Origin of the sequence: uncultured Brachyspira sp., assembly GCF_949287625.1 — a bacterium.
Taxonomy (GTDB): domain Bacteria; phylum Spirochaetota; class Brachyspiria; order Brachyspirales; family Brachyspiraceae; genus Brachyspira.
In genome coordinates, this window is sequence record NZ_CASEGO010000079.1 from 1 (window position 1) to 21,772 (window position 21,772).

Below are 21,772 nucleotides of genomic sequence, written 5' to 3' on the forward strand. Positions count from 1 at the left end.
GCAATTACTAGAACTTTATATTTTATATATACGTATTAAATGTAGTGTATATCCATAAATTTAGGCTAAAAATACAGTTCTTTTGGTTCTTTTATACCACGCCACAGGCGGACAGACGTCATAAAAGAACTGGGGTGTGGGGCAAAGCCCCATATATTAAAAACAAAATATAACTTCATTTTTGACAAACTATATTTGTTTAGGTATATACTAAACAATTTTATCTTGTCAGTTTTTTATTAACTTTTTCAAAGCCAACCTAATACTAAAGTACTTTCTTTGCAGCAGTAATTCAGTATTATAATGTATGCAAAACAGACCCTCTGTGTGCTTTATGGTTGTGAGTTAAAATTATTAATTACAAATAAAATTAATTTTGAAACAATTTTGGTAAAATATGACTATAACTCATAATATTGACAATTTATACATAAAAGCTATAATACGAAAAATATAGTTGGAGGTTTATATGATATTAGATGAAATAAGGAAATATTATGATCTGATAAAAACAACTGAGCTCAAGCCGCTTTATGAAGATGATTTTCAATTTGAGCTTCTAAGAAACAGAGAAGAACTTGAAAATCATATAAATGATTTAGATGATTATGAAAAAACAAGAATAAGAAATGCTGTAACAGATGAACTAAACAATTCTAAAGGAGTTGTATTTTATAGTTCTGAGAGTGCTGGAGATGTTTATTCAAGTATAGAAGATTTTTTAGTTTATCTGCTTAATGAGATACTATATCAAAAATTATTAGTAAAAAGTGAAGGTAAAAAACTATCATCATATTTTATGGAACTTGAAATAAGCATCAAAAAACTTCTTGTAATGATTTGGACTAAGTAGTTTATATTGGGGGATTACAATGAGAAAAAATTATCTATTATATACAATTGTTTTAATAGTTATGTTAACTTCATGCTACAGACCAGCAAAATCATATTTCAATGTAGTATCATCAAGCAAAGAAAATGATAATATAAAAGTTGTAATAGAAGCTAAAAAATCTGGAAGACAATCTGAAAATATATTTTTGATTTCTAAGTTTTTAAATGATGATGATGTTATAGTCAATACATCTATGTCACAGATAGGACCAATGATGTTTGATGCTGGAAAATATGAATTTAGCGTTCCTTTTCCTACAAACTCATTTAGTAAATACACAAACTTTATTGAAGAAATACAGCCTGAAAAAGCTCAGCGTATGGCACAGAGCGGAGGATTCGGAAGCAGCTTTTTTACGTATATGATGCTTATGAATCTGATGGATAATAGAAGACCTGTGTATTATGATGATTATGGAAGAAGAAACACTGTAGATAGAGATTATTATGATACTAGAAGAACTACATACAATAATAGCAGCAGAAGTATAAAAAACATATTTAATTCATCTTCATCTAAAAAAACAACAGTAAATAATAATAACAGCAGCAGTTCTAAAAGACGTACACTATTCAAGCAAAACTCTGGAAGTTCTACAAGAAAGAAAAGTACATTCAGACGCTCTTCTACTAGGAGAAGAAGATAATTTATTATAATATATACCTAAAAAGATATAGTTTGTCAAAAAATAAATTTTTAAATTTAGTATTTGTGTGGACTAGCCCTACGAAGTACAAGTCGTGCCACATCCCCATTTTGTGACGCTGTACGCCTCGCTCTGCGTGCCGTAGGCAGGCGAAAAGACTGCATCTAATTTATAATTGGTTTTAGAACAAGCAGCTTATTTATTCTACAAAGTTTATAAGCTCTCCTATGCCTTCTATAGAGCATGTTATTTTATCACCACGCTTCATATATTTAGGAGGATTAAATGACATTCCAACACCTCCCGGAGTTCCTGTTGCTATGATATCTCCAGTTTCTAATGTCATACCTTTTGATATATCAGAAACCAAATAATTTATATTATATATCATATATTTTGTATTTGAGGATTGTCTTAATTCATCATTTAAAATACTTTTTACTTCAAGAGGAAATTTTATATCATCTTTATAAACTATACAAGGTCCCATAGCACTGTAAGAATCTAAACTTTTTCCTTTATACCATTGGGAATGACGTTTTTGTATATCCCTAGAAGATATATCATTAAAAATACTGTATCCAAATATGTAGTCATTAACATCTTCTGGATTTATGTCTTTTGCAGTTTTCCCAATAATTACAGCAAGCTCAGCTTCATAATCAAGGCATTCATCTAAATCAAATCTTCCTTTTATCTTATCCCCAAGTCCTATAATTTCTATAGCTCTTTTAGAAAAATATACAGGGGCTTTAACTTCTTTAAAATCTTTCATATCTTTTTTAATTTCAGATAAATGATCATTATAATTAACACCTACGCATATAATATCATGGATAGGTTTTCTTATAGGTGAAAGTATCTGTACATTTTCAAGAGAATAAGAACGCGTACAATTCTCCTCAGCATATTTCAATTTTTTTAATATATCATCATTCATCATTTTTATTAGCTGAATCATAGGATTATCATTTGCTTTGAAATCTGGGATTATTTCATTTATGGCTATTACTTTTTTTTCATCCTTACTTAATATGCCAATAGATTCTGTATTATTCCATTCTACAAAAGATACAAATTTCATTTACTGCTCCGTTTATAAAAATTGAAAAAAGCAGCATTATCATAGCTTAAAAAATAAAAAGCTCTATATAAAAAATTTAATGATGTTTTAGACAATTTTTAAAAAGTTTTTTAATTTATAATAGTGTTTATTATATTATAATAGATTTGTAATTGTTTTTCAATATGCTGTAATTTTTAAAATTATTTTTGAATTAATGCTGTATAAATAATTTGATATATACACAATTAAATGATATAATAAAAAACTATAAAAAGTATTTAATTATAATAAATTGCGGATTTTTCTTTAGTATGAATCATTTAATCACAGGACCAATGTTTGCAGGAAAGTCTAAATATCTGATAAAGACATTAGACTATCTATTAATGGAAAATAAAGACATAAAAATATTATTTATATATCCAGCTATTTCTTTCAGAGGATATTTCTGCCGAGACAAAAATGTATATTTAGATAAAAGAATCGATATAATTACCGAAGAGGAAATTGAAAAAGATTTAGGAAATAATATAGAGCGTATTTATCAATATATTTCAAAGTATAATGTTATAGGTATAGATGAGTTTTGCTTTTTGAAAGAACCTAAAATATTTGCTGATTTAATGAAAATGTGCGGTAATGATAATATAGACTTCTGCGTAGCTTCTCTTGATATGGATTATAAAAGAAATTATTGGGAAAGTGTATCAAATCTTATAGAGGAAGATTTGATAGATATTCATACAAAAGTATTTGGTAAGTGCGAATGCGGAAGAAAGGGTATATATTCAAAAAGGATAGCGAAAGATGTTGATAGAGTTGTAATTGGAGATGATATATATAAATGCGTTTGCAGATACTGTTATGAAGGCGAAGATGAAGAAAAATTTGACCTATAATAATTGCTAAAAATCAAAAACGATAAAAGTTCTATAAATACAAAGTATGTAGCTAGCTATAAAAATAAGTGCTGATTCTATACCTAAACAGATATAGTTTGTCAAAAAATAAATTTTTAAATTTTAGTATTTGTGGGTACTAGCCCTACGAAGTACACAGTCGTGCCTTCGGCGGCGAAATGCTGCATTTCAGTCTAAATTTAGTAATTTATCCTACATATAAAACATAATTGGTACGATTTAATAATAATTTTAATACTTGCACTTTTTGGTTCTTTTTGCGGCGGGAAAAAGAACAATAAAAAAATTGACAAACTTAAAAATTTTCAGTATATACAAAATTATAACTACTTTAATAAATTAACAAATCAAAAAATAATTGATTTTTTTGATAATTTAGTATAAACTTTTCTTATAAATATCATTCGGAAGTGTAGGCAAATGTTTTTTTCTTTAATTTATTATTTTCCTCTATAATATCATAAGTAGGCAGTTAGCTTACATTTAAAATTCAGAAATATAAATAATTCTTTATTTATAAATAAAATATTACAATATTTAAGGAGTATGCAGTATGCATAAACAAATTTTAATTCTTTTATTCTCGTTATTGTTAACGATTTCATGCGGATCTTCTTCAAAAAGCAGCACAAAAAATAAGGTAGATATAAAAATAATATCTATGGCTGTTGAAGAGAAATCATTAAATGTAATGAGAGATATACTTTCTAAAAATGGATTTAATCCTACTATTAATATGCTTCCAGACTATGCCAGCTTTACAGGTCAGTTGGAAGCTAATAATTATGATATAGCAATTAACAGCTGGAATACTGTAACAGGAAACCCTGATTATGCCGTAAGATCATTATTTTTAAGCGACGGAGATTATAACTATTCAAAAATATCTAATGCTCAGCTAGATGAACTTATAGAAAAAGCATCTGCAGAGTCATTTGCTGATTCTAAGGCTACATATTCTGAAATAGAAAAAATTATCATAGATGAAAATGCATATATCATACCATTATATAATAGAGTAAAAACTCAGGCATTTAATAAAACTATTGTAGATGAAAATACTGTAAAAATATATAAAGCAGCTTCTATTAATGCTGGTGAGATATCATTTGTAGATAAGAGCAAAAATGAAACTGAACCTTTATATATAAGTCAGACAATATCTTCTTTAACTTCATTAGATCCAATAAAAGGAAATGACGGTTCTATCAATTTTATTAATAATCAAATGTATGTAAGAATAGTTACTTTAACTACTAATGATCAAATAAGTACAGAAAATTCTTTATCATATAACTATGCTATAGCAAGCGGCAATAAAGATTATTATTTTGTTTTAAGAGATGATATATATTTTGCCAAAGTAGAAAATAAAAAAGCAGCTGACAGCGGATAGAGAGTAGGAGCAAGTGATGTTGTATTTTCATTAAATAGAGCAAAAGACAGAAACAGTGTACCTAATCATAGAACATACAGTCTTCACAGCAGTATGGAAACAATATCTATAGTAACAGATATAAATGAACTTAAAAATACTAAAACAGATACAAGCGATGTTTATACAGAACTTTCTAAAAATTTACCAGCTCCTATATTATCTCTAACTTCTGTAACTTCTCAGGCGGATAATAAAAACGGAGTATATCAGGTAGTGAAAGTTACAACAGTAAAACCATTCCCTCAAGTTCTTAATTACTTAGCACATCAGTCTGCAGGTATAGTAAGCGAAAAACAAATAAAAAAAGTAAATACTTATAATGTTGCTAATTATGATCCTCAAAAAGATATATGTTATGGAGATGAATCTACTATAACAGAAGGAAACAGCTATAATAATACTTTGTATACAAGCGGACAATATATTGCAGTGTATAAAAATGATTATGAAGTAGTTTTGGAAAGAAACCCAGGGTTTATGAAAGATACTGATAAATTCCCTAAAATAAAAACAGTAACTATAAAATTTATAAAAGACTTAGATGCAGCTGTATCTTCATTAAGAAGCGGCGATATTTATGTATTATATGATATAGTAGCTGATAAATTAAAAGTAATAGAAAGCGACAGTAATTTAGTTCTTCAAACAATGCCTAGTAATGCTTTAATATTTGCTTTTCTTAATATGTCAGACGGACATGTTACTAAAGATATTAATATAAGAAAGGCTGTATTATATTCAGCTGATCAAAATGCCTTTATTGCTGTTAATGACGGTTATGGCTATAAGGCTTATACTACGCTTAGTCCTTTGGTTGATACAGGCAATACTTTAACTGCTGATAAAAGTAAAGTTCAGCAATATTTAAAAGCATATGAAGAAAGCAAAGTTTCTTCCAATCAGTAATTAATTATTATTGAGCAGTTTTATAAGATTATATTTTTATGTCTTATAGAACTGCTATTATATGTAAAAAGAGATAGAAAATGGATAATATTATTTTCTCTATTATAAATAATTTTGAAAAAATGCAGAGAATATTCTTGTATAGAATAGCTGTTATAATTTTGGGTATATTTACTTATATTTTTATATGGTGCAAAAAATTTTTTCTCTACGGCAGATATAAAAAATCTCATTCTTACCAATCTTTCAATTTGGATAATGATACTCAATATCAGGAAAAAGAATATTATCAGCATATAGAAAAAGAGATAGAAATATTAGGAAAAAAAATAAGCGAAGCAGAAAAAAAAGAGAGGGTAAAAAAATATATAGAAGAGCAAAAGAAGATAAAAGAAAAAGAGAGAGATGCAAAGTTTAAATCTAATTTTACCGATTCTGCAGTATTAAGAAGTTTATTAGAAAATAAAATATTTTTTGTGTATTCTATAATATTTTCCTTTCCTATGTATATTCTTATATATTTATTTTCAAAATGGTATATGAAGTATATATTTGAAAGACTTGTAATGATGATATTTGTAATGCTTGGTGTAATTTTTTTAGTATTTACTATACTTTATATTTCTCCTATGGACAGTGCTTTAAATATTTTAGGTCAGGATGCTACAAGAGAGCAGATAGAAGCATTCAATAAATCTTACGGACTTGATAAGCCTTATATAGAGCAATTATTTAATGCTTTTAAAAATATTATTACTTTTGATTTGGGAAAATCTTATGTAGGAAATGAAGATATATTTTCTGCCATTGCCCGTAAATTTCCAGTAACTTTATCTATAGCATTTTTATCGCTTTTGCTTGCTGTAATAATAGCCGTACCAGCGGGAATAATTTCTTCTATAAAACAGTATTCTTTATTTGATTATCTTTTTATGCTTTTTGCTTTGATAGGATTATCGATACCAAATTTCTGGATAGGCTTAATACTGATACTTAATTTTTCTATTAATATGAATTTGCTCCCTTCTACTTTTTCTGTAGGAGATTTTAAATCATATATAATGCCTGTTATAGTATTGGGTACAGGTTTATCAGCAAGTGTTGCAAGAATGACAAGAGCTTCTATGCTTGAGATAAAAAGTTCCGACTTTGTACTTACTGCAAGGAGTAAAGGTCTTAATGAAAACATTGTTATATTCAGGCATATTTTTAAAAATGCTTTAATACCAATAATAACAGTTGTAGGTATGCAGCTTGGATCTATATTGGGAGGGGCTGCTGTTACAGAGAAGGTATTTAATATAAGCGGTATAGGAAGTTATATAGTTGATAAGCAGTTTATACCTGATATACCTGCAGTTTTAGCTGGGGTTGTTTATGTTTCTATAGTTGTGAGTATTGTTAATTTGATAGTAGATATATTATATGCTTTTTTAGACCCTAGAATAAAATCCAATATGAAAAATTATTAGAAAAAATAGGAAATAAAAAATGGATTATAAGAAAAAATTAGAAGAAAGTAAGTTTATTAAATTCAGAGAATACAGCTCTCTCAATTTTGCTGTTGGGGCTTCTTTATTTATAGGGGTTATTATACTTTTATTTTCACTAGATTTTGCTAAAAAGAGTTTTAATATTTTATACAATTGCTGCAGCATTATTATATTTTTTATCATCTTTAGTATCATATTTAGTACTTATAAAATTAAAAAAAGATGTAAAAAATAATAATGATATATCTGTTTCTACTAGAAGATTGGGATTTATTCTTATATTCTTTTTAGTATTTGCAAATATATTTACAGCTTCATCTGGTTTTCTGCTTATTGCAAAGAAGAAAAAACTTGAATATATATTTATGTTTGAGGCTTTTTTGATAAATATATCTATTATATTTGTATCTGGGGTTAATTTATTTAAAGAGATTATTCCTGATAATTTTTATTTTGGTATAATTATTTTAATATTAACATCATTATTTTATATAGCATCAATGTATTTAGTTTCTGTAAAAGAATTAAAACCAAACAGAAAACTTTTTTGTTTTATTTCTGCTGTATTGATTTTAACTATATTCTTAGGAAATATTTTGCATTTTTAGCTGGTATTACTATGATATTAAAAATCAATCATAAAGATGATGATATATCTATAGAGTTTGTTGATGTGCTTTACAGGGTATTTAAAAATGAGATGGCTGTAATAGGAATGTTTTTTGTAATATTTTTATTTGCATTATCAATAAGCAGTTTATTTACATTTAATTATGCTGATGCTGTAGAGAATAATTATACTGCACTTCTTCAGGCACCTTCTTTAATATATCCTTTCGGTACAGATAATTACGGACGTGATGTTTTCAGCAGAATAGTTTTCGGAGCTAGAATCTCTCTTATAATAGGAGTAATATCTACCATTATACCTATTATAGCAGGCGGTATTTTAGGGGCTTTATCAGGATATTATAAAGGAAAGCCTGATAATATTATAATGAGAATATTGGATATATTATATTCTGTTCCAAGCATACTTCTTGCCATAGCAATTATTTCTGTTTTTGGGGCTAATGTATTTGTTCTTATTATAGCTCTTAGTATAAGTGCTGTGCCAAGCTATGCTAGAACTGTAAGGGCGAGTGTTATTTCAGTATCAAATATGGAGTTTATAGAGGCAGCTAAGGCATTGGGTGCTAATAACTTTATTATTATTTACAAGCATATAATACCTAATGTACTTTCTCCAGTTATAGTTAGAATGTCTCTCGATATAGGTTCTGCTGTTTTGTCTACTAGCAGTTTAAGTTTTTTAGGTTTGGGTATAGAGCCTCATATACCTGAATGGGGCAATATATTAAAAATAGGAAGTGTTTATCTTGAAACCAATCCTTATATAGCAATATTCCCAGGGCTTGCTATCATACTTATGGTGCTTGCTTTCAACTTTTTGGGTGATGGGCTTAGAGATGCATTAGATCCTAAAATGAAATAACAATAAATAAAATTAAAGGCTGCAATTTATGGAAGATATATTACAAATAAAAAATCTGCATGTTCATTACATAAAAGAAGATGAAACAGTAAAAGCAGTAAACGGAATAAATTTAAATTTAAAAAAGGGCGAGAGCATAGGATTAGTAGGTGAAACAGGGGCTGGAAAAACAACAGCGGCATTATCGGTAATGGGATTAATACCCTACCCGCCCGGACTTATTATAGACGGCGAAATCATTTATGACGGCAGAAATATAATAAACTGCAGCAATAAAGAGTATCAGCGTATAAGAGGAAATGGAATATCTATGATATTTCAAGACCCTATGACAGCATTGAATCCTACTATGACGGTTGAAAAGCAGTTAATGGAAGTTTTGGACAGCCATAAAAGCAGTATGAGCAAGGGAGAGAAAAAGGATACTATAATAGAGCTTCTTGAACTAGTAGGAGTGCAGCGTGATAGATTAAAAGAGTATCCGCATCAGTTTTCTGGAGGAATGAAGCAGAGGGTTGTTATTGCTATGTCTTTGCTTTTAAAACCAAAAATATTGATAGCTGATGAGCCTACAACTGCTTTAGATGTTACTATACAGGCTCAGGTTTTGAATATTATAAATAATCTTAGAGAAAAATTTGATATGTCTTTGATTCTTATAACTCATGATTTGGGTGTTGTAGCTCAGGTTTGCGATAAGGTATCTATAATGTATGCAGGAGAGATTGTAGAAAGCGGAGATGTTAAGGACGTTTATTTGAATACTAAGCACCCATATACAAAGGGATTATTTAATTCTATACCAAGACTCGATACTGATAATGAAAGACTTATACCTATAGAAGGCGATATGGTTAATCCTGCCAATTTGCCAAGCGGCTGCTATTTTAATCCTAGATGCAAGTATAAAAAAGATATATGTATAGAGAAAAAGCCTGATGTTATAGGGGATAATCATCAATATAAATGTCATTTCTAATAAAAATATTTAAGGGATAATAATTATGTTTATTGAAACTAAGAATTTATATAAATATTTTAATACACCTAAAGGCAAACTGCATGCTGTTGATAATGTGAATATAGCAATAGAGGAAGGGGAAACTCTTGGAATAGTAGGTGAATCAGGCTGCGGAAAAAGTACTTTAGGAAGAGTAATTTTAAGACTTCATGAGGCTGACAGCGGAAGCATATATTATGACGGTATGGATATAACTAAATTAAGTAATGATGATATGCGAAAGATGAGAAGATTTATGCAGATAATATTTCAAGATCCTTATTCATCTTTGAATCCCAGATATACAGTTTCTGAAATAATTTCAGAGCCTCTTACTTTCTTTAATATATATAATAATGCTAAAGATAGAAAGGCAAGAGTAGAAGAGCTTATGGACATAGTGGGGCTTAGCAAGAGAAGCTATAATATGTATCCTCATGAATTTGACGGCGGAAGAAGACAGAGAATAGTTATTGCTAGAACTTTATCTATCAATCCGAAATTTATAGTATGTGATGAGCCTGTAAGTGCATTGGACGTTTCTATACAGGCACAGATAATTAATCTGCTTATGGATTTGCAAAAAGAACTTAAATTAACTTATATGTTTATCTCTCATGATCTTTCTGTTATAAAGCATATATCAAATAATATATCAGTTATGTATTTGGGTGAGATAATAGAAAGTGCTGATAAAAAAACTTTATTTGAAAATCCAAAACACCCTTATACAAGAGCTTTACTTTCTGCTATACCTACAATTGATATAAATAACAAAAAAGAAAGGATATTATTAAGAGGAGAGGCAACATCTCCTATAAACCCTAAAAAAGGATGTAGATTTTACAATAGATGTGCTTATGCTAAAGATGAATGTTTGAATGATAATGTACAATTAAAAGATATTGGTAAAAATCATAAGGCTGCATGTATAAGAGATGATATATAAATTACGGCTGAGACTTTTATTATAAAAAAATCCCAGCTATAAAGTTAAAACAATTAATATTATTAGTAAGTATTTTAAGTATATATAAAACACAATACTTAAAAACTAAATAATATTATTCAATTTCTTTTTTAAATAAATCTATTATTTTTTCTGTTATATATAGTAATTTTTTTTCATCTTTAGGAAATACAAATTTTCTGTATAATGTATCTTCATCTTCAGACTTAGAAAAACCATACATACATTCATTTTCTGAAAGTATTCTTTCCAAATCATCAGAGCCTTTGCTTGAATGGAGTATTAAAGAAGTAGAATCTATTTTATCGCAGTATATATCAATAGCATATGATATATTATCATTTTTTATTTCTTTATAGAAACATTCATTTTCATAATTATTTCCGCCGAAAGTTTTAATAAGATTATTGATTCTAATTGAAGATAGATTATGACATATATCAACAATTTTTAGGTATTCTTCATAGTTATTTAATATATTATCATACATATCTTTATATGAGTTTTCCATACTTTTAAATACCGCCTTTGCCAATTTCTTATATGAAAAGCCTATTATATAAATTTATGTATATTTAGTCAATAGAAAAATAAAAAAATGTTTATTTATTATTAATTGTTGAATTGAGGCAAAATAAGATATATAATCATTTTATATTTTATTTAGGATATAAATCATGCATAAAGAATTTTTAAAAGAGAACTTATTTTGGATTAGAGAACCTAAGAATATATTAATTGATGATAAAAAAATAGAAATATATACAGAAGCCAATACTGACTTATGGCAGAGAACATACTATGGTTTTCAAAATGACAATGCCCCTATACTTCAGACAAAAATGAAAGATAAATATTTTTCTTTCACAGTAAAAACTGTATTTGAAAGCAAACGCCGTTTTGATCAGTGCGGTGTTATAATATATATAGACAGTGAAAATTGGTTTAAGGCTTCTATAGAGTACGAAAATGAAGATTATCAGCGTTTGGGAAGTGTTGTTACAAATAACGGATATTCCGACTGGGCTACTCAGGATATATCAGCTTCTATAAAAGAGATGTATTATAGATTAAGCAGAAGAGAAAGCGATTTTTTAATTGAATATAGCGAAGACGGAATAAATTTCAAACAAATGAGAATATTTCATTTATTTAAGGCTGATGATGAAATTCCTCTTGGAATATATGCCTGCAGTCCAGAGGCTTCATCTTTTAAGGCAGTATTTACTGACATGTATATAACAGATTGCAAATGGCAGGAACATAAATAAAAATTGACAAATAAATATAGTCTGTTAAAATAAATTAGTTAAAAATAAAAAATAAATATAATGGAACACTATCAATATGGCAGAAAACTATAAAGTAATAGCAAGAAAATACCGCCCTCAAACTTTTGAAGAGGTTATAGGTCAGGAGCATATCACAAAGACTATATCAAAAAGTATAGCACAAAAAAAGATAGCACATGCATATCTATTTTCAGGGGCTCATGGTGTAGGTAAAACTTCTCTTGCTAGGATTATAGCTAAAGCCTTAAACTGCGTTAATGGTCCTACGGATAAGCCATGCGGAGTTTGTCCGTCATGTACTCAGATAGAAAACGGTACTCCTCTTGATGTTATAGAAATTGACGGTGCCAGCAATAGAGGTATAGAAAATATTAGAAGTATTATAGAAAATGTGCGTATATCTCCAGTAGCTGGAAAATATAAAGTATATATTATAGATGAGGTGCATCAGATAACTAATGAGGCTTTTAATGCACTTCTTAAAACTTTAGAAGAGCCTCCTGCTCATGTTGTGTTTATACTTGCTACTACTGAAGCAGACAGGGTGCTTCCTACTATAAGAAGCCGATGTCAGCAGTATACTTTTAAGTCATTAGGCATAGAAGATTTAGAGAAAATATTAAAAGGCATACTTGATAAAGAGAATATTAAATATGATGAAGAGGCGGTATTTTTAATAGCAAAGCAGGCAAGAGGTTCTGTACGGGACAGTGAAACTATACTTGAAAAAATGATAGCTTACACTACCGATAAAAAGTATATAACAAGTGCTGATGTTAATGCTGTTGTGGGAGGAAATAATTTTTCTTTTGTTAAAGAGTTTTTTGATATTATAATGTCTGAAAATAAAAAATCTTATTTTGAGTTTGTGAAGAAATTATTTGAGGATGCAGTAGACCCTAGAACATTTATAAACAGTGTAATAGAATATATGCGTGTTGTTCTTATGATAAAAAGCGGTATTGATGATACAAAGCTATTAGAGATTACTGAAAATGAGAGAGACGATTTAAAAGTATTTGCTAATCATTACAGCGATGATGAGATAGAGAGAATACTTGATTATATATTACTTACAGAAGAGCGTATAAGAAGTGCATCTAATCCTAGAACTATATTTGAAATGCGTATGCTTCTTTTACTTAATACGGATAATTTGATTCGTCCTGTAGATATAGTAGCTTCCAATATGCAGGCAGTTTCTGCTGTTTCTTCTACTAGTGAAGATTTCAGATTTGAAAGTGCTAATAATAATAATACAGCTTCACAAGCAAATCAGCCTAAACCTCAGTATGATGTGCCTTTAAATCCAACAGATAAAAGGCGTATATTCTACAATAAAATACTCTCTTTTATAGAAACAGAAAGCCCTACTATATACTCTCTTTTATCACAGGGTAACCCTATAGAAAGCAAAGGTGCAACATTAATAGTAGCACTTCCAGATAATATATTTGAAATGACTCAGACTGATAAAAGGATAAATGATTTGATATCGAAGGCTATACCTAAGTTTACAAAAAATAAAGATGTTGCTATACAGTTTCAGAGAGCAGTTGAAGGCAATATGATAGATAAATTAAAAAGCCGTCTTCAGGCTACCGAAGTAGATGAAGGTTCTCTATAATATATACTGAAAATTTTTAAGTTTGTCAACCGCGAGCTCTCCCTCATCTTCGTTCGGGACGCACGGTATTGTTTATTCTTATCAAATGTCAACGCGACCGAACGAAGTGGTATGCAGCTGATTGCCTATTATTATGTAAAATAAATTATTTATTTTACATTTTAAACTTATAAAACTTATTTTATTAATAACTAGTAATACTTTATGTTTTATGATGAATATATAATAATTTTGTGAATACAAAGGATTACACATAATATATGAGAAGAATTATTCTGATATATTATCTTTAAGTGAATGGATAATATAGCAATATAAGAAGTCATTAAAAGAGAATAAAATATTCACAGTAAAAAATAAAAATGAAGATATAAAACTTATAAAGTTATAATATTAAAATTATACTTATAAAAAATCTCATGCATATCAAGCAGAAGACATGCATGAGAAATCCCCATATACTCATTCTTAGGAGTTATTAAAATAGCTGAAAAGTTCTTTCTAAAGTATTAATAAAAAGATGAGTTTACTATCAAGTATCTGTCTTTGCCTTTGGTATTTACATCTGGATTATAGACAACATATGTATCGTTTCCAAGTTCGGCATATCTTAAAAGTTTATCATCAGACATAAAATCACCTTTAACATAAATAGCAGAACCAGGTGCCATAGGACAATTATACTGTGTAGTTATAATTTTGGGTTTTGTAGTAATAAGCCCTTTGTATCCGTAAATACCTTTTGAATCATTTTTATAATTAGCCTTTAGCCAAGATGCATAAAGCTCACTCCAATCCTGAAACTCTTTAATATTTTTATTGGCAGCATAAAGTATAGCCTTATAAGTTCCTTTATATTCTTCTGGGGCATTGGCTATATCTTTATATATTTCAAAACCGTTTTTTGAATGAATCCCAAGCCAATACATAAAAAGAGAAACAGTAGCATATTTATGAACTGTATATCCCTGATTCCAATTTACAAAATAATCGCCTTTGGTTATTAAATACATTGAATCTGTATTATAATAATCAAGCCTGTTTTTAGGCAATTTTCCTCTGTAGGCTATAACGGCAGCTTCTGATAATGCTTCATCTACCCATATGTCAAATGAAGAATTGCTTTTATTTTCTAAAGAACTGTAATGTATAACATGATGAAGTTCATGGGCTATTGTATTTACAACAGATGCTATATTTTCCCAACCATTTATATAATCCAAAAATATAATATTATCTGTATCATTTTTTATTTCATTGAGACCGTCAAGTATTGAATATCCCTGCATATAAGGCTTATCACCTGTAAAGCCTCCGTTAATGTCCATTATTAAAAGTGTTAATTTACCTTTTAATTTGCCGTATAAATATTCTTCCATGTCATATATTTTTGAAGTTTCTAATATAATACTTTGCAAATCTCTGTCATTTACTTGAAGTCCGTTCTCCAGATATATATCTATCCTAGATGTTGAGTATATATTTTTCGCTTTTAGACTTTCTTTGGAATAATTATTATTTATATATCTTACAGCATTAAATACCTTTTCTGTATTTTTGCCTTTATATATATTATAGCTTACTGGAGTTTTTAGAACTTCATTTAGGCTTTCATATGCATTCAAAACAAATGCATGGCTTATGATAAATAATATTAATAAATATTTTCTCATAGTTCTTTACTCCTTATAAATTATAATACTTTTTATAAGTATCGGAAAAAATATAAAAAAGAAATAAAAGAAAATATTAAAAAAGACTTGCAGCAATAGCAAGTCTTTTAATTATAATTATTAATAATTATTCATCATCACTATGAGATTCTATTAATACTGAATCAGGTATGCTGTTCCAAATAGCATTTAATTTATCCTGAAATATAGCACATGCTATTACATACATAAATAAATTTAATACTATTAATAATACTGTACTGTCTTCTGTACTGTCCATTCCAGCTTTTTTAGTCATCTCTAAATAAAGTATTTTACCGTATTTATAGTACCAATAAAAAGTATAAAGTCCGCATGTTACAATAGATAATACTAATTCTAATGTTGGATTTATATCATCTCTTTCCATAAAATTTTTAATCTCATCTGTAGTCTTATAAATCCAGTATGCATAATAAATACCGCATGTTACAATATTTAATACCACAAGCATAGGTATGCTTCTAACAGTACCTTTTACCATTATCTAAACCTCCTAAAAAATTTTTAAAGTGATTATACTTTAACTTTAAAAAATAATCAATAAAATTACAATAATATTTATTTTTTTAATGCATATATTCTATAAAGAATAATAAATGTTATTATATATAAATTATATTTAAAATATTATTAAAACGCATGTTTAATCGATTTTATAAATAAAAAAAATTAGAATTATAGATTAAGCTGCATTTTAAAAATTAGTTATGCGTGCGTTAAATTTAAATAAGGCTTTGGTCTGGCGTACTTTTTTAAGTGTTGACATATGAGTTTAATTAAAGTCTATATAAAAAATAAAGCTTTAAAATCTAAAAGGGCGAGAATTAAAGTAAATTTTAAAATCTATTTTCACTCCCACCCTCTAAATTTTGTAATTCTATTTGTTATTTATAAATGTTTTTAATTTTTTAGCTTTAACTGTTATTCTGTCTGCCCACCCAAGTGCTTTTTTAATTTTATGATACTATTCAACGCACGTTTAATCAATTATTATAAAATAAAAAAATTGTAATTATAAATTAAACCATATTTTTAAAATTCGTTCTGCGTGCGTAGAGTAAAATACAAATTTAAATAACGCTTTGGGCGGGTGTTCTTAAAAAGTATAGGATTACATATTTAATTAAAGTCTGTATAAAAAATAAGGCTTTAAAATCTAAAAGGGCGGGGATACATAATAATTTAAAAATGTTTAACATAAAGTTTTTAGTTGGTTTATAGTCAAATGAAATTATATTTTATGGAAAGCTATTTAGAAAGCCTTTATTTTTAATATATCATGTATATGAACTATACCAATAGGTTTATTATTTTCTTTATCTACTACAACAAGATTTGTAATTTTACCTTCCATCATATGCAAAGCCTCTCCTATTAAAGTATCTTCATAAATAACTTTAGGAGAAGTATTCATAATATCTTTTACTTCTTTAGAGAGAATATTTTGTATATCATTATTTTTTACAAGGAGTCTCTTCAAATCACCGTCTACTATTATACCCTTCAATATATTATTATCATCAGCAACAATAGCTATACCAAGTTTGCATTCTATTATTTTAAATAGGGCTTCTTGTAAAGTAGCATTAAGAGGCACAATAGGCAAGTTTTCAGTATGCATAATAGATTTTACTTTAGCTAACTGTCTTCCTAAACTTCCGCCGGGGTGAAAAACAGCAAAATCTTCTGCTCTAAATCCTCTAAGCTCCATTAAAGCAGTAGCAATAGCATCAGATAATGCTAAAGAAGCAGTAGTGCTTACAGTAGGGGCTAATTTTAAAGGACAAGCTTCTTCTTTAACATATGTAAGAAGAACAATTGCGGCATTTTTGGCGAGAGTAGAATCTATTTCATTTGTAATTGCAATGTATGAAATATTCTGTCTTAAAAGCCAATTAACAAGCTCTATAATCTCACGCGATTCTCCGCCTTTAGAATAGAGTATGCAGTAATCATCTTTAGTAATCATACCAAAATCGCCATGCATACATTCGTTAGGGTCTACAAAGAAACTAGGCGTTCCAGTAGAGGCAAAAGTGGCAGCAGCCTTTCTTGCTATATGACCGCTTTTACCTACTCCTGATGTTATTACTCTTCCTCTGATTTTAAAAAGCTCTTTCACAGCATTTTCAAAATTACTGTCAAGTTTATCAGATAAATTTCTCAGATTCTCGCTCTCTAATAAAAGAGTAGTCTTTCCTCGTTCTATTATATTCATACTAATCTATTACTGCCTTTATATTAACTATTAATCTATTACATAACTTATCAAATTTCCTGCCAATCCTTCTATAGCTTTATCAATATACTTTTTATCTTTTAGCTTTTTCTTATATAGGTCTATTTTTTCTGGATTAATTTTTACAGCTGTTTTCATACAATACCCCTAAATAAATATATCTTCAATAAAAGATATTTCGCGTTTATAATGGGTATCGTCTATTAAAACTGCCCCAAAGGAACATTTTTGATTAAAACTTAATCCTTTTTCAATTAAGTATTCTTCAGCTGTTTCGTACAGTTTTCTTTTCTTACGTTCAGATATTGAGTAAGCTGCATATCCAAAACTTCCTTGTCTTCGATATTTTACTTCTATAAACACAATAACAACTCCTTTTGTCATTACTAAATCTATCTCTCCTCTTGTTTTCTTTCCTTTAAAGTTCCGCTCTAAAAGCGAGAAACCAAGTTCTTCGAGATATTTTAAGGCAATATCCTCTCCTAGATTGCCTATCGCTTTTTTGTTAGCCATTTTTTATAATATTACTTTTCTTCTTCTGTATCCAATATTTTTGTTTTTACCTCCTCTAAAAAATTATTATCTTTATCAACACCGGCTATAAACAGTTGATTAGTTTCTAATAAATTAATAGTCTCTCCATCTTCAATAAACTCTCCGTTTTCATTGGATACTATTTTTATAATCGGTCTGATTGGGAAATTCGGATTAGCTGCAAAAACGAAACCTTTTCTCTTATCATTAAGAAGAACTATACAGCCTATAGGATATACTGTAAATATGCTTACAAATGTTTTGGATATATTAGGATCATATTTAGTATTTGCCCCATGTATAATTTCTCTGACTGCATCTGAAAGAAAAATATTTTTTTTACTGCTTTCCATATTTTTTTCAAGCATAAGATTAAACGTAGATTTATGTTCATGAGTTTTAGATTTTGACACAGATATTCTTTTATGCTTAAGTATTTTTTCTACTGAATGTGCTATAGAAACTATTTTAGTGTAGAGATGTATTTGACTGCCTGTTAATCCTCTAGGATAGCCTTTACCGTTATAAAGTTCATGATGGGCTAATGATATAAGTGCTACTTCTTCCTCAAAACGAAAGCTATTTTTCATTATTTTATACCCATAAACTGTATGCTTTTTCATTTCATTATACTCTTCAGTAGTAAAGCGTCCTAATTTATTTAATATTTTATCAGGTACTTTGGTTAGTCCTATATCATAAAGCATAGCACCGACACCTAATTTTTTTACTCTGTTCTCAGAGAATTTCATAGCTCTACCTATTATCATTGATATCATTGATACATTCAATGATCTTATATAATATTCATCAGCTTTTGGAAGATTTGAAAGGTTAAAAAGCTGAAGTACGCTGTTTAAATTCCTTCCTACTATATCCAAAATTTCATCTATAATCTCATTAAGTTCATTAATATTTACTATATTATTATTTTTATAATTACCTAAATTTGTTTTTACTTTCTTTATAATATTAAAATATATTTTTTTAAATACTTTATACTCTCTTATAAACTTATCAAAATCGGCACTAACCTGCTGCATCTCTATAGAAGCTGCATCTTCAACAAATACTTCCTCTATATCCCATTTTTTAAGCCTCATTATATCATCTTCTTTAAGTTCTATATACCCAGTAGATGCTATGAAGTCATTATACAAGTATATGTCTTTTTTCTCTGCTTTAGTTTTAATATCCTGAACGTTTATTTTATTAAATTTTCCCATTGCTTTATTCTGCCTTTAATTTATATATATATTTTAATATTATACTTACTGCTTCATATAGTGAATATGGTATCTCTTCGCCTATTTCTAGCTGCATTAAATGCTTGGCTGCTTCCTCATCAGAAATGACAGGCACTTTGTTTTTATGAGCTGTCTCTGCCATCTTTTTTGCCAAATAATGCCTTCCTTTGGATATAACCACTGGGGCATTATGTATATCCCTATTATATAATAAGGCTGCTGCCTCTTCAATATCTTTATTTTTCATTTCTCTTTCCCGCCAAATTTATTTCTATCTTTATATTATCAAAGTCTTTTATAAGATTCATAAGTTCTTCTGTTTTAACCTTATTATATAGTTTTTTATCAAATAATTGAATATCAAATAAATATTTATTATCATCATATTTGGATATTTTTATCTCGCATAATTCTTCATCATCATAAAGAACAAAACTTAATTTATTTTTCTTTTCTCCTTCTTCTTTGTTTATATATAGGAGAAGCTCTTTTACCTCCCCATTTATTATAAATGGTATTGGAAGCATAAAAACTGTTTCTTTAAAATTCCTATTCTTTCTATTAGAAGAAAGTATTTTAAGAACAAGCATAAGCATATTAGAACTATCGGAAGATAATTCACCCTGAAGCATATCAAAGAGCATAAACCATGCACTAAAATTAGCATTTGCATGTATGTATTTATCTAAATTTTCTGCTAGATTATTATTGCTGTTTAATGCAGCAGTATTTAAAAGCATTAGTAATATTTCGGTTGTTTCAGTATTTTTGTTAGAGTTTTTTATGATGCTGAGAATGTCATTGAAATGACTGAAAATATTTCCTAAAGAATTTATTTCTTCTACCGTTAAATATACCCCGTTAGACATTGCATTTAATATGAACTTCTTTTTATTAGAATCCAAGTCTGGAAGGTATTTTAATATAGTCTCCAAATATCTGATATTTTCATGGCTTGGTTTTATTCCTTTTTCTAGTAGTATATTAGAAATTTCGGAATTATCTCTAGTTATGTTAACTAAAATATCTTTTTTTGTGCTGATATTTTTTAAATTTTCTCTAGCCTCTTTTAGGCTTGAAGCATCTTTTAATAATGTAAGCGTTATCTCTCCATTCTTTTTTCCTACTAAAGCAAAGCCTTTTTCTGTCATGCCATTTTTGAATAATGCTGTAACTTTATTTCCCATTATATTTATAACTGCTCTGTCAGAATCGAGTTTACGCATTACAGAATATCTTACTATATCGCCGTCTTTTATATTTGCAGAATTATTTTTATTTGTTATATTATTAAAATATTTACCTACATTAAGCATGTAATTATTATATGCTGTTTTATAAATTTGTTAATAGGTAATTTTAATGCTGCCGAATATTATATCATAAAAGATTGACTTTAATATAAATATTATTTGTCGAATTTTAGTTATTTATTATTTATTGATAACATCAATATAAACAATATAAATTAATTATTCCTCATCTGTTTCATTATCCTCATCTTCTTCATCTGACTGAGTACTGCTTATATAATCTCTGTTTAGGAAAAATAATGATATTATGATTTTGAAATAAATATCAAATATATAAAGCACTATCATAGCAATAAAATATGAAAGAAGATTCTCCCTGCTGTTTATAGGCGATGAGAGAAAAGTTATTGAAAAAACATTTTGAAAGAAAAATATAAATAATAATATAAATAACGTTTTAAAAAATTTAGGCTTTACAAGATAATATGAATATCTCAAAGCATTTATTCCCCAAGTATGCCTTAAAGCACAAATATTTTTTATAAATACAAAAAATACAATTAAAGCTATACCAGGTACTACAAAAAATGTAAGACCTAAAAATACTAATACAAAATATATAAATGATGTAAATAAAGCAGGAAATATAAACCTAAAACTTTTAACTATAGCCCAAGTAGCACTTTTTACTCTTTTATAAATAAGTCTTTCTACCAATAAAGATACTGATATCACAGAAAGTACATCTAAAAACCAAGAGAGAAAAATATTTATATAAAATCCTATGCTTACTTCGGTTTTAAATAGATAAGCTAAATCCTCAAATGTTTTAACATCAGATGCTCTGAACATTTTTACAGGAAAATATATGCTTGTTAATATTATAGGAAGAGAGCATATTAATGATATTATAAAAAAATTTTTAAAGTTAGCAGTAAATAGAGAAAAAGAAACAGTAAATAAATCTAAAGTTTCAAACTCTCTTTCTTCCAGTCTTTTTCTTAATGATGCCATAATATTCCTTATTTATTATATT

22 protein-coding genes and 1 pseudogene are annotated in these 21,772 nt (G+C 28.0%); 12 read left to right on the forward strand and 11 right to left on the reverse strand.

Annotated elements, in window-relative coordinates:
- The first annotated feature begins 469 nt into the window (after positions 1-469).
- Positions 470-853 (forward strand): hypothetical protein, encoded by a 384-nt coding sequence (locus Q1X91_RS11180; protein WP_300757292.1) that lies wholly within the window; start codon positions 470-472, stop codon positions 851-853.
- A gap of 19 nt (positions 854-872) precedes the next feature.
- Positions 873-1,541, forward strand: coding sequence for a hypothetical protein (locus tag Q1X91_RS11185; protein ID WP_300757295.1), 669 nt, complete (start codon positions 873-875; stop codon positions 1,539-1,541).
- A 199-nt stretch (positions 1,542-1,740) separates the two neighbouring features.
- Here Q1X91_RS11185 and Q1X91_RS11190 read toward each other — a convergent pair whose 3' ends face one another.
- Complete coding sequence (locus tag Q1X91_RS11190; RefSeq protein WP_300757300.1) at positions 1,741-2,625, reverse strand: fumarylacetoacetate hydrolase family protein; 885 nt, start codon at positions 2,623-2,625, stop codon at positions 1,741-1,743.
- Positions 2,626-2,918: 293 nt separating this feature from the next.
- Here Q1X91_RS11190 and Q1X91_RS11195 point away from each other — a divergent pair, with 293 nt between their 5' ends.
- The 8 genes and pseudogenes from Q1X91_RS11195 (at position 2,919) to Q1X91_RS11230 (ending at position 10,808) form a co-directional block, all read left to right on the forward strand.
- Positions 2,919-3,506: a thymidine kinase gene (locus Q1X91_RS11195; protein ID WP_300757305.1), complete on the forward strand. Its 588-nt coding sequence runs from the start codon at positions 2,919-2,921 to the stop codon at positions 3,504-3,506.
- 574 nt (positions 3,507-4,080) lie between these two features.
- Positions 4,081-4,923, forward strand: a complete 843-nt coding sequence (locus Q1X91_RS11200; protein ID WP_300757308.1) for a hypothetical protein — start codon at positions 4,081-4,083, stop codon at positions 4,921-4,923.
- A 15-nt stretch (positions 4,924-4,938) separates the two neighbouring features.
- Positions 4,939-5,871, forward strand: a pseudogene (locus tag Q1X91_RS11205) (ABC transporter substrate-binding protein); the annotation flags it as partial.
- A gap of 80 nt (positions 5,872-5,951) precedes the next feature.
- Positions 5,952-7,343: an ABC transporter permease gene (locus Q1X91_RS11210; RefSeq protein ID WP_300757312.1), complete on the forward strand. Its 1,392-nt coding sequence runs from the start codon at positions 5,952-5,954 to the stop codon at positions 7,341-7,343.
- Between the two features lie 143 nt (positions 7,344-7,486).
- A complete protein-coding gene (locus Q1X91_RS11215; protein WP_300757315.1) occupies positions 7,487-7,972 on the forward strand; it encodes a hypothetical protein in 486 nt (161 codons plus the stop codon).
- An 11-nt stretch (positions 7,973-7,983) separates the two neighbouring features.
- On the forward strand, positions 7,984-8,859 hold the full coding sequence (locus tag Q1X91_RS11220) for an ABC transporter permease (RefSeq protein WP_300757321.1): 876 nt from the start codon (positions 7,984-7,986) through the stop codon (positions 8,857-8,859).
- A 28-nt stretch (positions 8,860-8,887) separates the two neighbouring features.
- Positions 8,888-9,838 (forward strand): ABC transporter ATP-binding protein, encoded by a 951-nt coding sequence (locus tag Q1X91_RS11225; protein WP_300757325.1) that lies wholly within the window; start codon positions 8,888-8,890, stop codon positions 9,836-9,838.
- A 25-nt stretch (positions 9,839-9,863) separates the two neighbouring features.
- Entirely contained in the window at positions 9,864-10,808 is a 945-nt protein-coding gene (locus Q1X91_RS11230) for an ABC transporter ATP-binding protein (protein ID WP_300757327.1), read from the forward strand.
- Positions 10,809-10,923: 115 nt separating this feature from the next.
- On the opposite strand, the gene Q1X91_RS11235 is transcribed toward Q1X91_RS11230, so the two are convergent.
- Entirely contained in the window at positions 10,924-11,340 is a 417-nt protein-coding gene (locus Q1X91_RS11235; RefSeq protein WP_300757332.1) for a hypothetical protein, read from the reverse strand.
- A 166-nt stretch (positions 11,341-11,506) separates the two neighbouring features.
- Here Q1X91_RS11235 and Q1X91_RS11240 point away from each other — a divergent pair, with 166 nt between their 5' ends.
- Entirely contained in the window at positions 11,507-12,100 is a 594-nt protein-coding gene (locus Q1X91_RS11240) for a DUF1349 domain-containing protein (protein WP_300757337.1), read from the forward strand.
- Positions 12,101-12,176: 76 nt separating this feature from the next.
- On the forward strand, positions 12,177-13,748 hold the full coding sequence (dnaX, locus tag Q1X91_RS11245) for a DNA polymerase III subunit gamma/tau (RefSeq protein ID WP_300757341.1): 1,572 nt from the start codon (positions 12,177-12,179) through the stop codon (positions 13,746-13,748).
- A 509-nt stretch (positions 13,749-14,257) separates the two neighbouring features.
- Here the strand turns inward: dnaX and Q1X91_RS11250 are convergent.
- The 9 genes from Q1X91_RS11250 to Q1X91_RS11290 all read right to left on the reverse strand — a co-directional run bounded on the left by Q1X91_RS11250 (position 14,258) and on the right by Q1X91_RS11290 (position 21,750).
- Positions 14,258-15,421, reverse strand: coding sequence for a peptidase M30, hyicolysin (locus Q1X91_RS11250; protein WP_300757345.1), 1,164 nt, complete (start codon positions 15,419-15,421; stop codon positions 14,258-14,260).
- A gap of 127 nt (positions 15,422-15,548) precedes the next feature.
- The gene (locus tag Q1X91_RS11255; RefSeq protein ID WP_300757349.1) at positions 15,549-15,944 is read right to left on the reverse strand and encodes a DUF4234 domain-containing protein; all 396 of its coding nucleotides are present in this window, start codon (positions 15,942-15,944) and stop codon (positions 15,549-15,551) included.
- A gap of 771 nt (positions 15,945-16,715) precedes the next feature.
- The gene (locus Q1X91_RS11260; protein WP_300757353.1) at positions 16,716-17,681 is read right to left on the reverse strand and encodes a KpsF/GutQ family sugar-phosphate isomerase; all 966 of its coding nucleotides are present in this window, start codon (positions 17,679-17,681) and stop codon (positions 16,716-16,718) included.
- A 30-nt stretch (positions 17,682-17,711) separates the two neighbouring features.
- On the reverse strand, positions 17,712-17,840 hold the full coding sequence (locus Q1X91_RS11265) for a hypothetical protein (protein ID WP_013113728.1): 129 nt from the start codon (positions 17,838-17,840) through the stop codon (positions 17,712-17,714).
- Positions 17,841-17,849: 9 nt separating this feature from the next.
- The gene (locus Q1X91_RS11270) at positions 17,850-18,215 is read right to left on the reverse strand and encodes a YraN family protein (protein ID WP_300757359.1); all 366 of its coding nucleotides are present in this window, start codon (positions 18,213-18,215) and stop codon (positions 17,850-17,852) included.
- 11 nt (positions 18,216-18,226) lie between these two features.
- Positions 18,227-19,462, reverse strand: coding sequence for an HD domain-containing phosphohydrolase (locus Q1X91_RS11275; RefSeq protein WP_300757362.1), 1,236 nt, complete (start codon positions 19,460-19,462; stop codon positions 18,227-18,229).
- A gap of 4 nt (positions 19,463-19,466) precedes the next feature.
- Positions 19,467-19,730, reverse strand: a complete 264-nt coding sequence (locus tag Q1X91_RS11280; RefSeq protein WP_300757365.1) for an EscU/YscU/HrcU family type III secretion system export apparatus switch protein — start codon at positions 19,728-19,730, stop codon at positions 19,467-19,469.
- A complete protein-coding gene (locus Q1X91_RS11285) occupies positions 19,720-20,799 on the reverse strand; it encodes a hypothetical protein (RefSeq protein ID WP_300757367.1) in 1,080 nt (359 codons plus the stop codon). The genes Q1X91_RS11280 and Q1X91_RS11285 overlap by 11 nt, the downstream gene beginning before the upstream one ends.
- Positions 20,800-20,955: 156 nt before the next feature.
- Positions 20,956-21,750: a hypothetical protein gene (locus tag Q1X91_RS11290; RefSeq protein WP_300757368.1), complete on the reverse strand. Its 795-nt coding sequence runs from the start codon at positions 21,748-21,750 to the stop codon at positions 20,956-20,958.
- Positions 21,751-21,772: the final 22 nt, after the last annotated feature.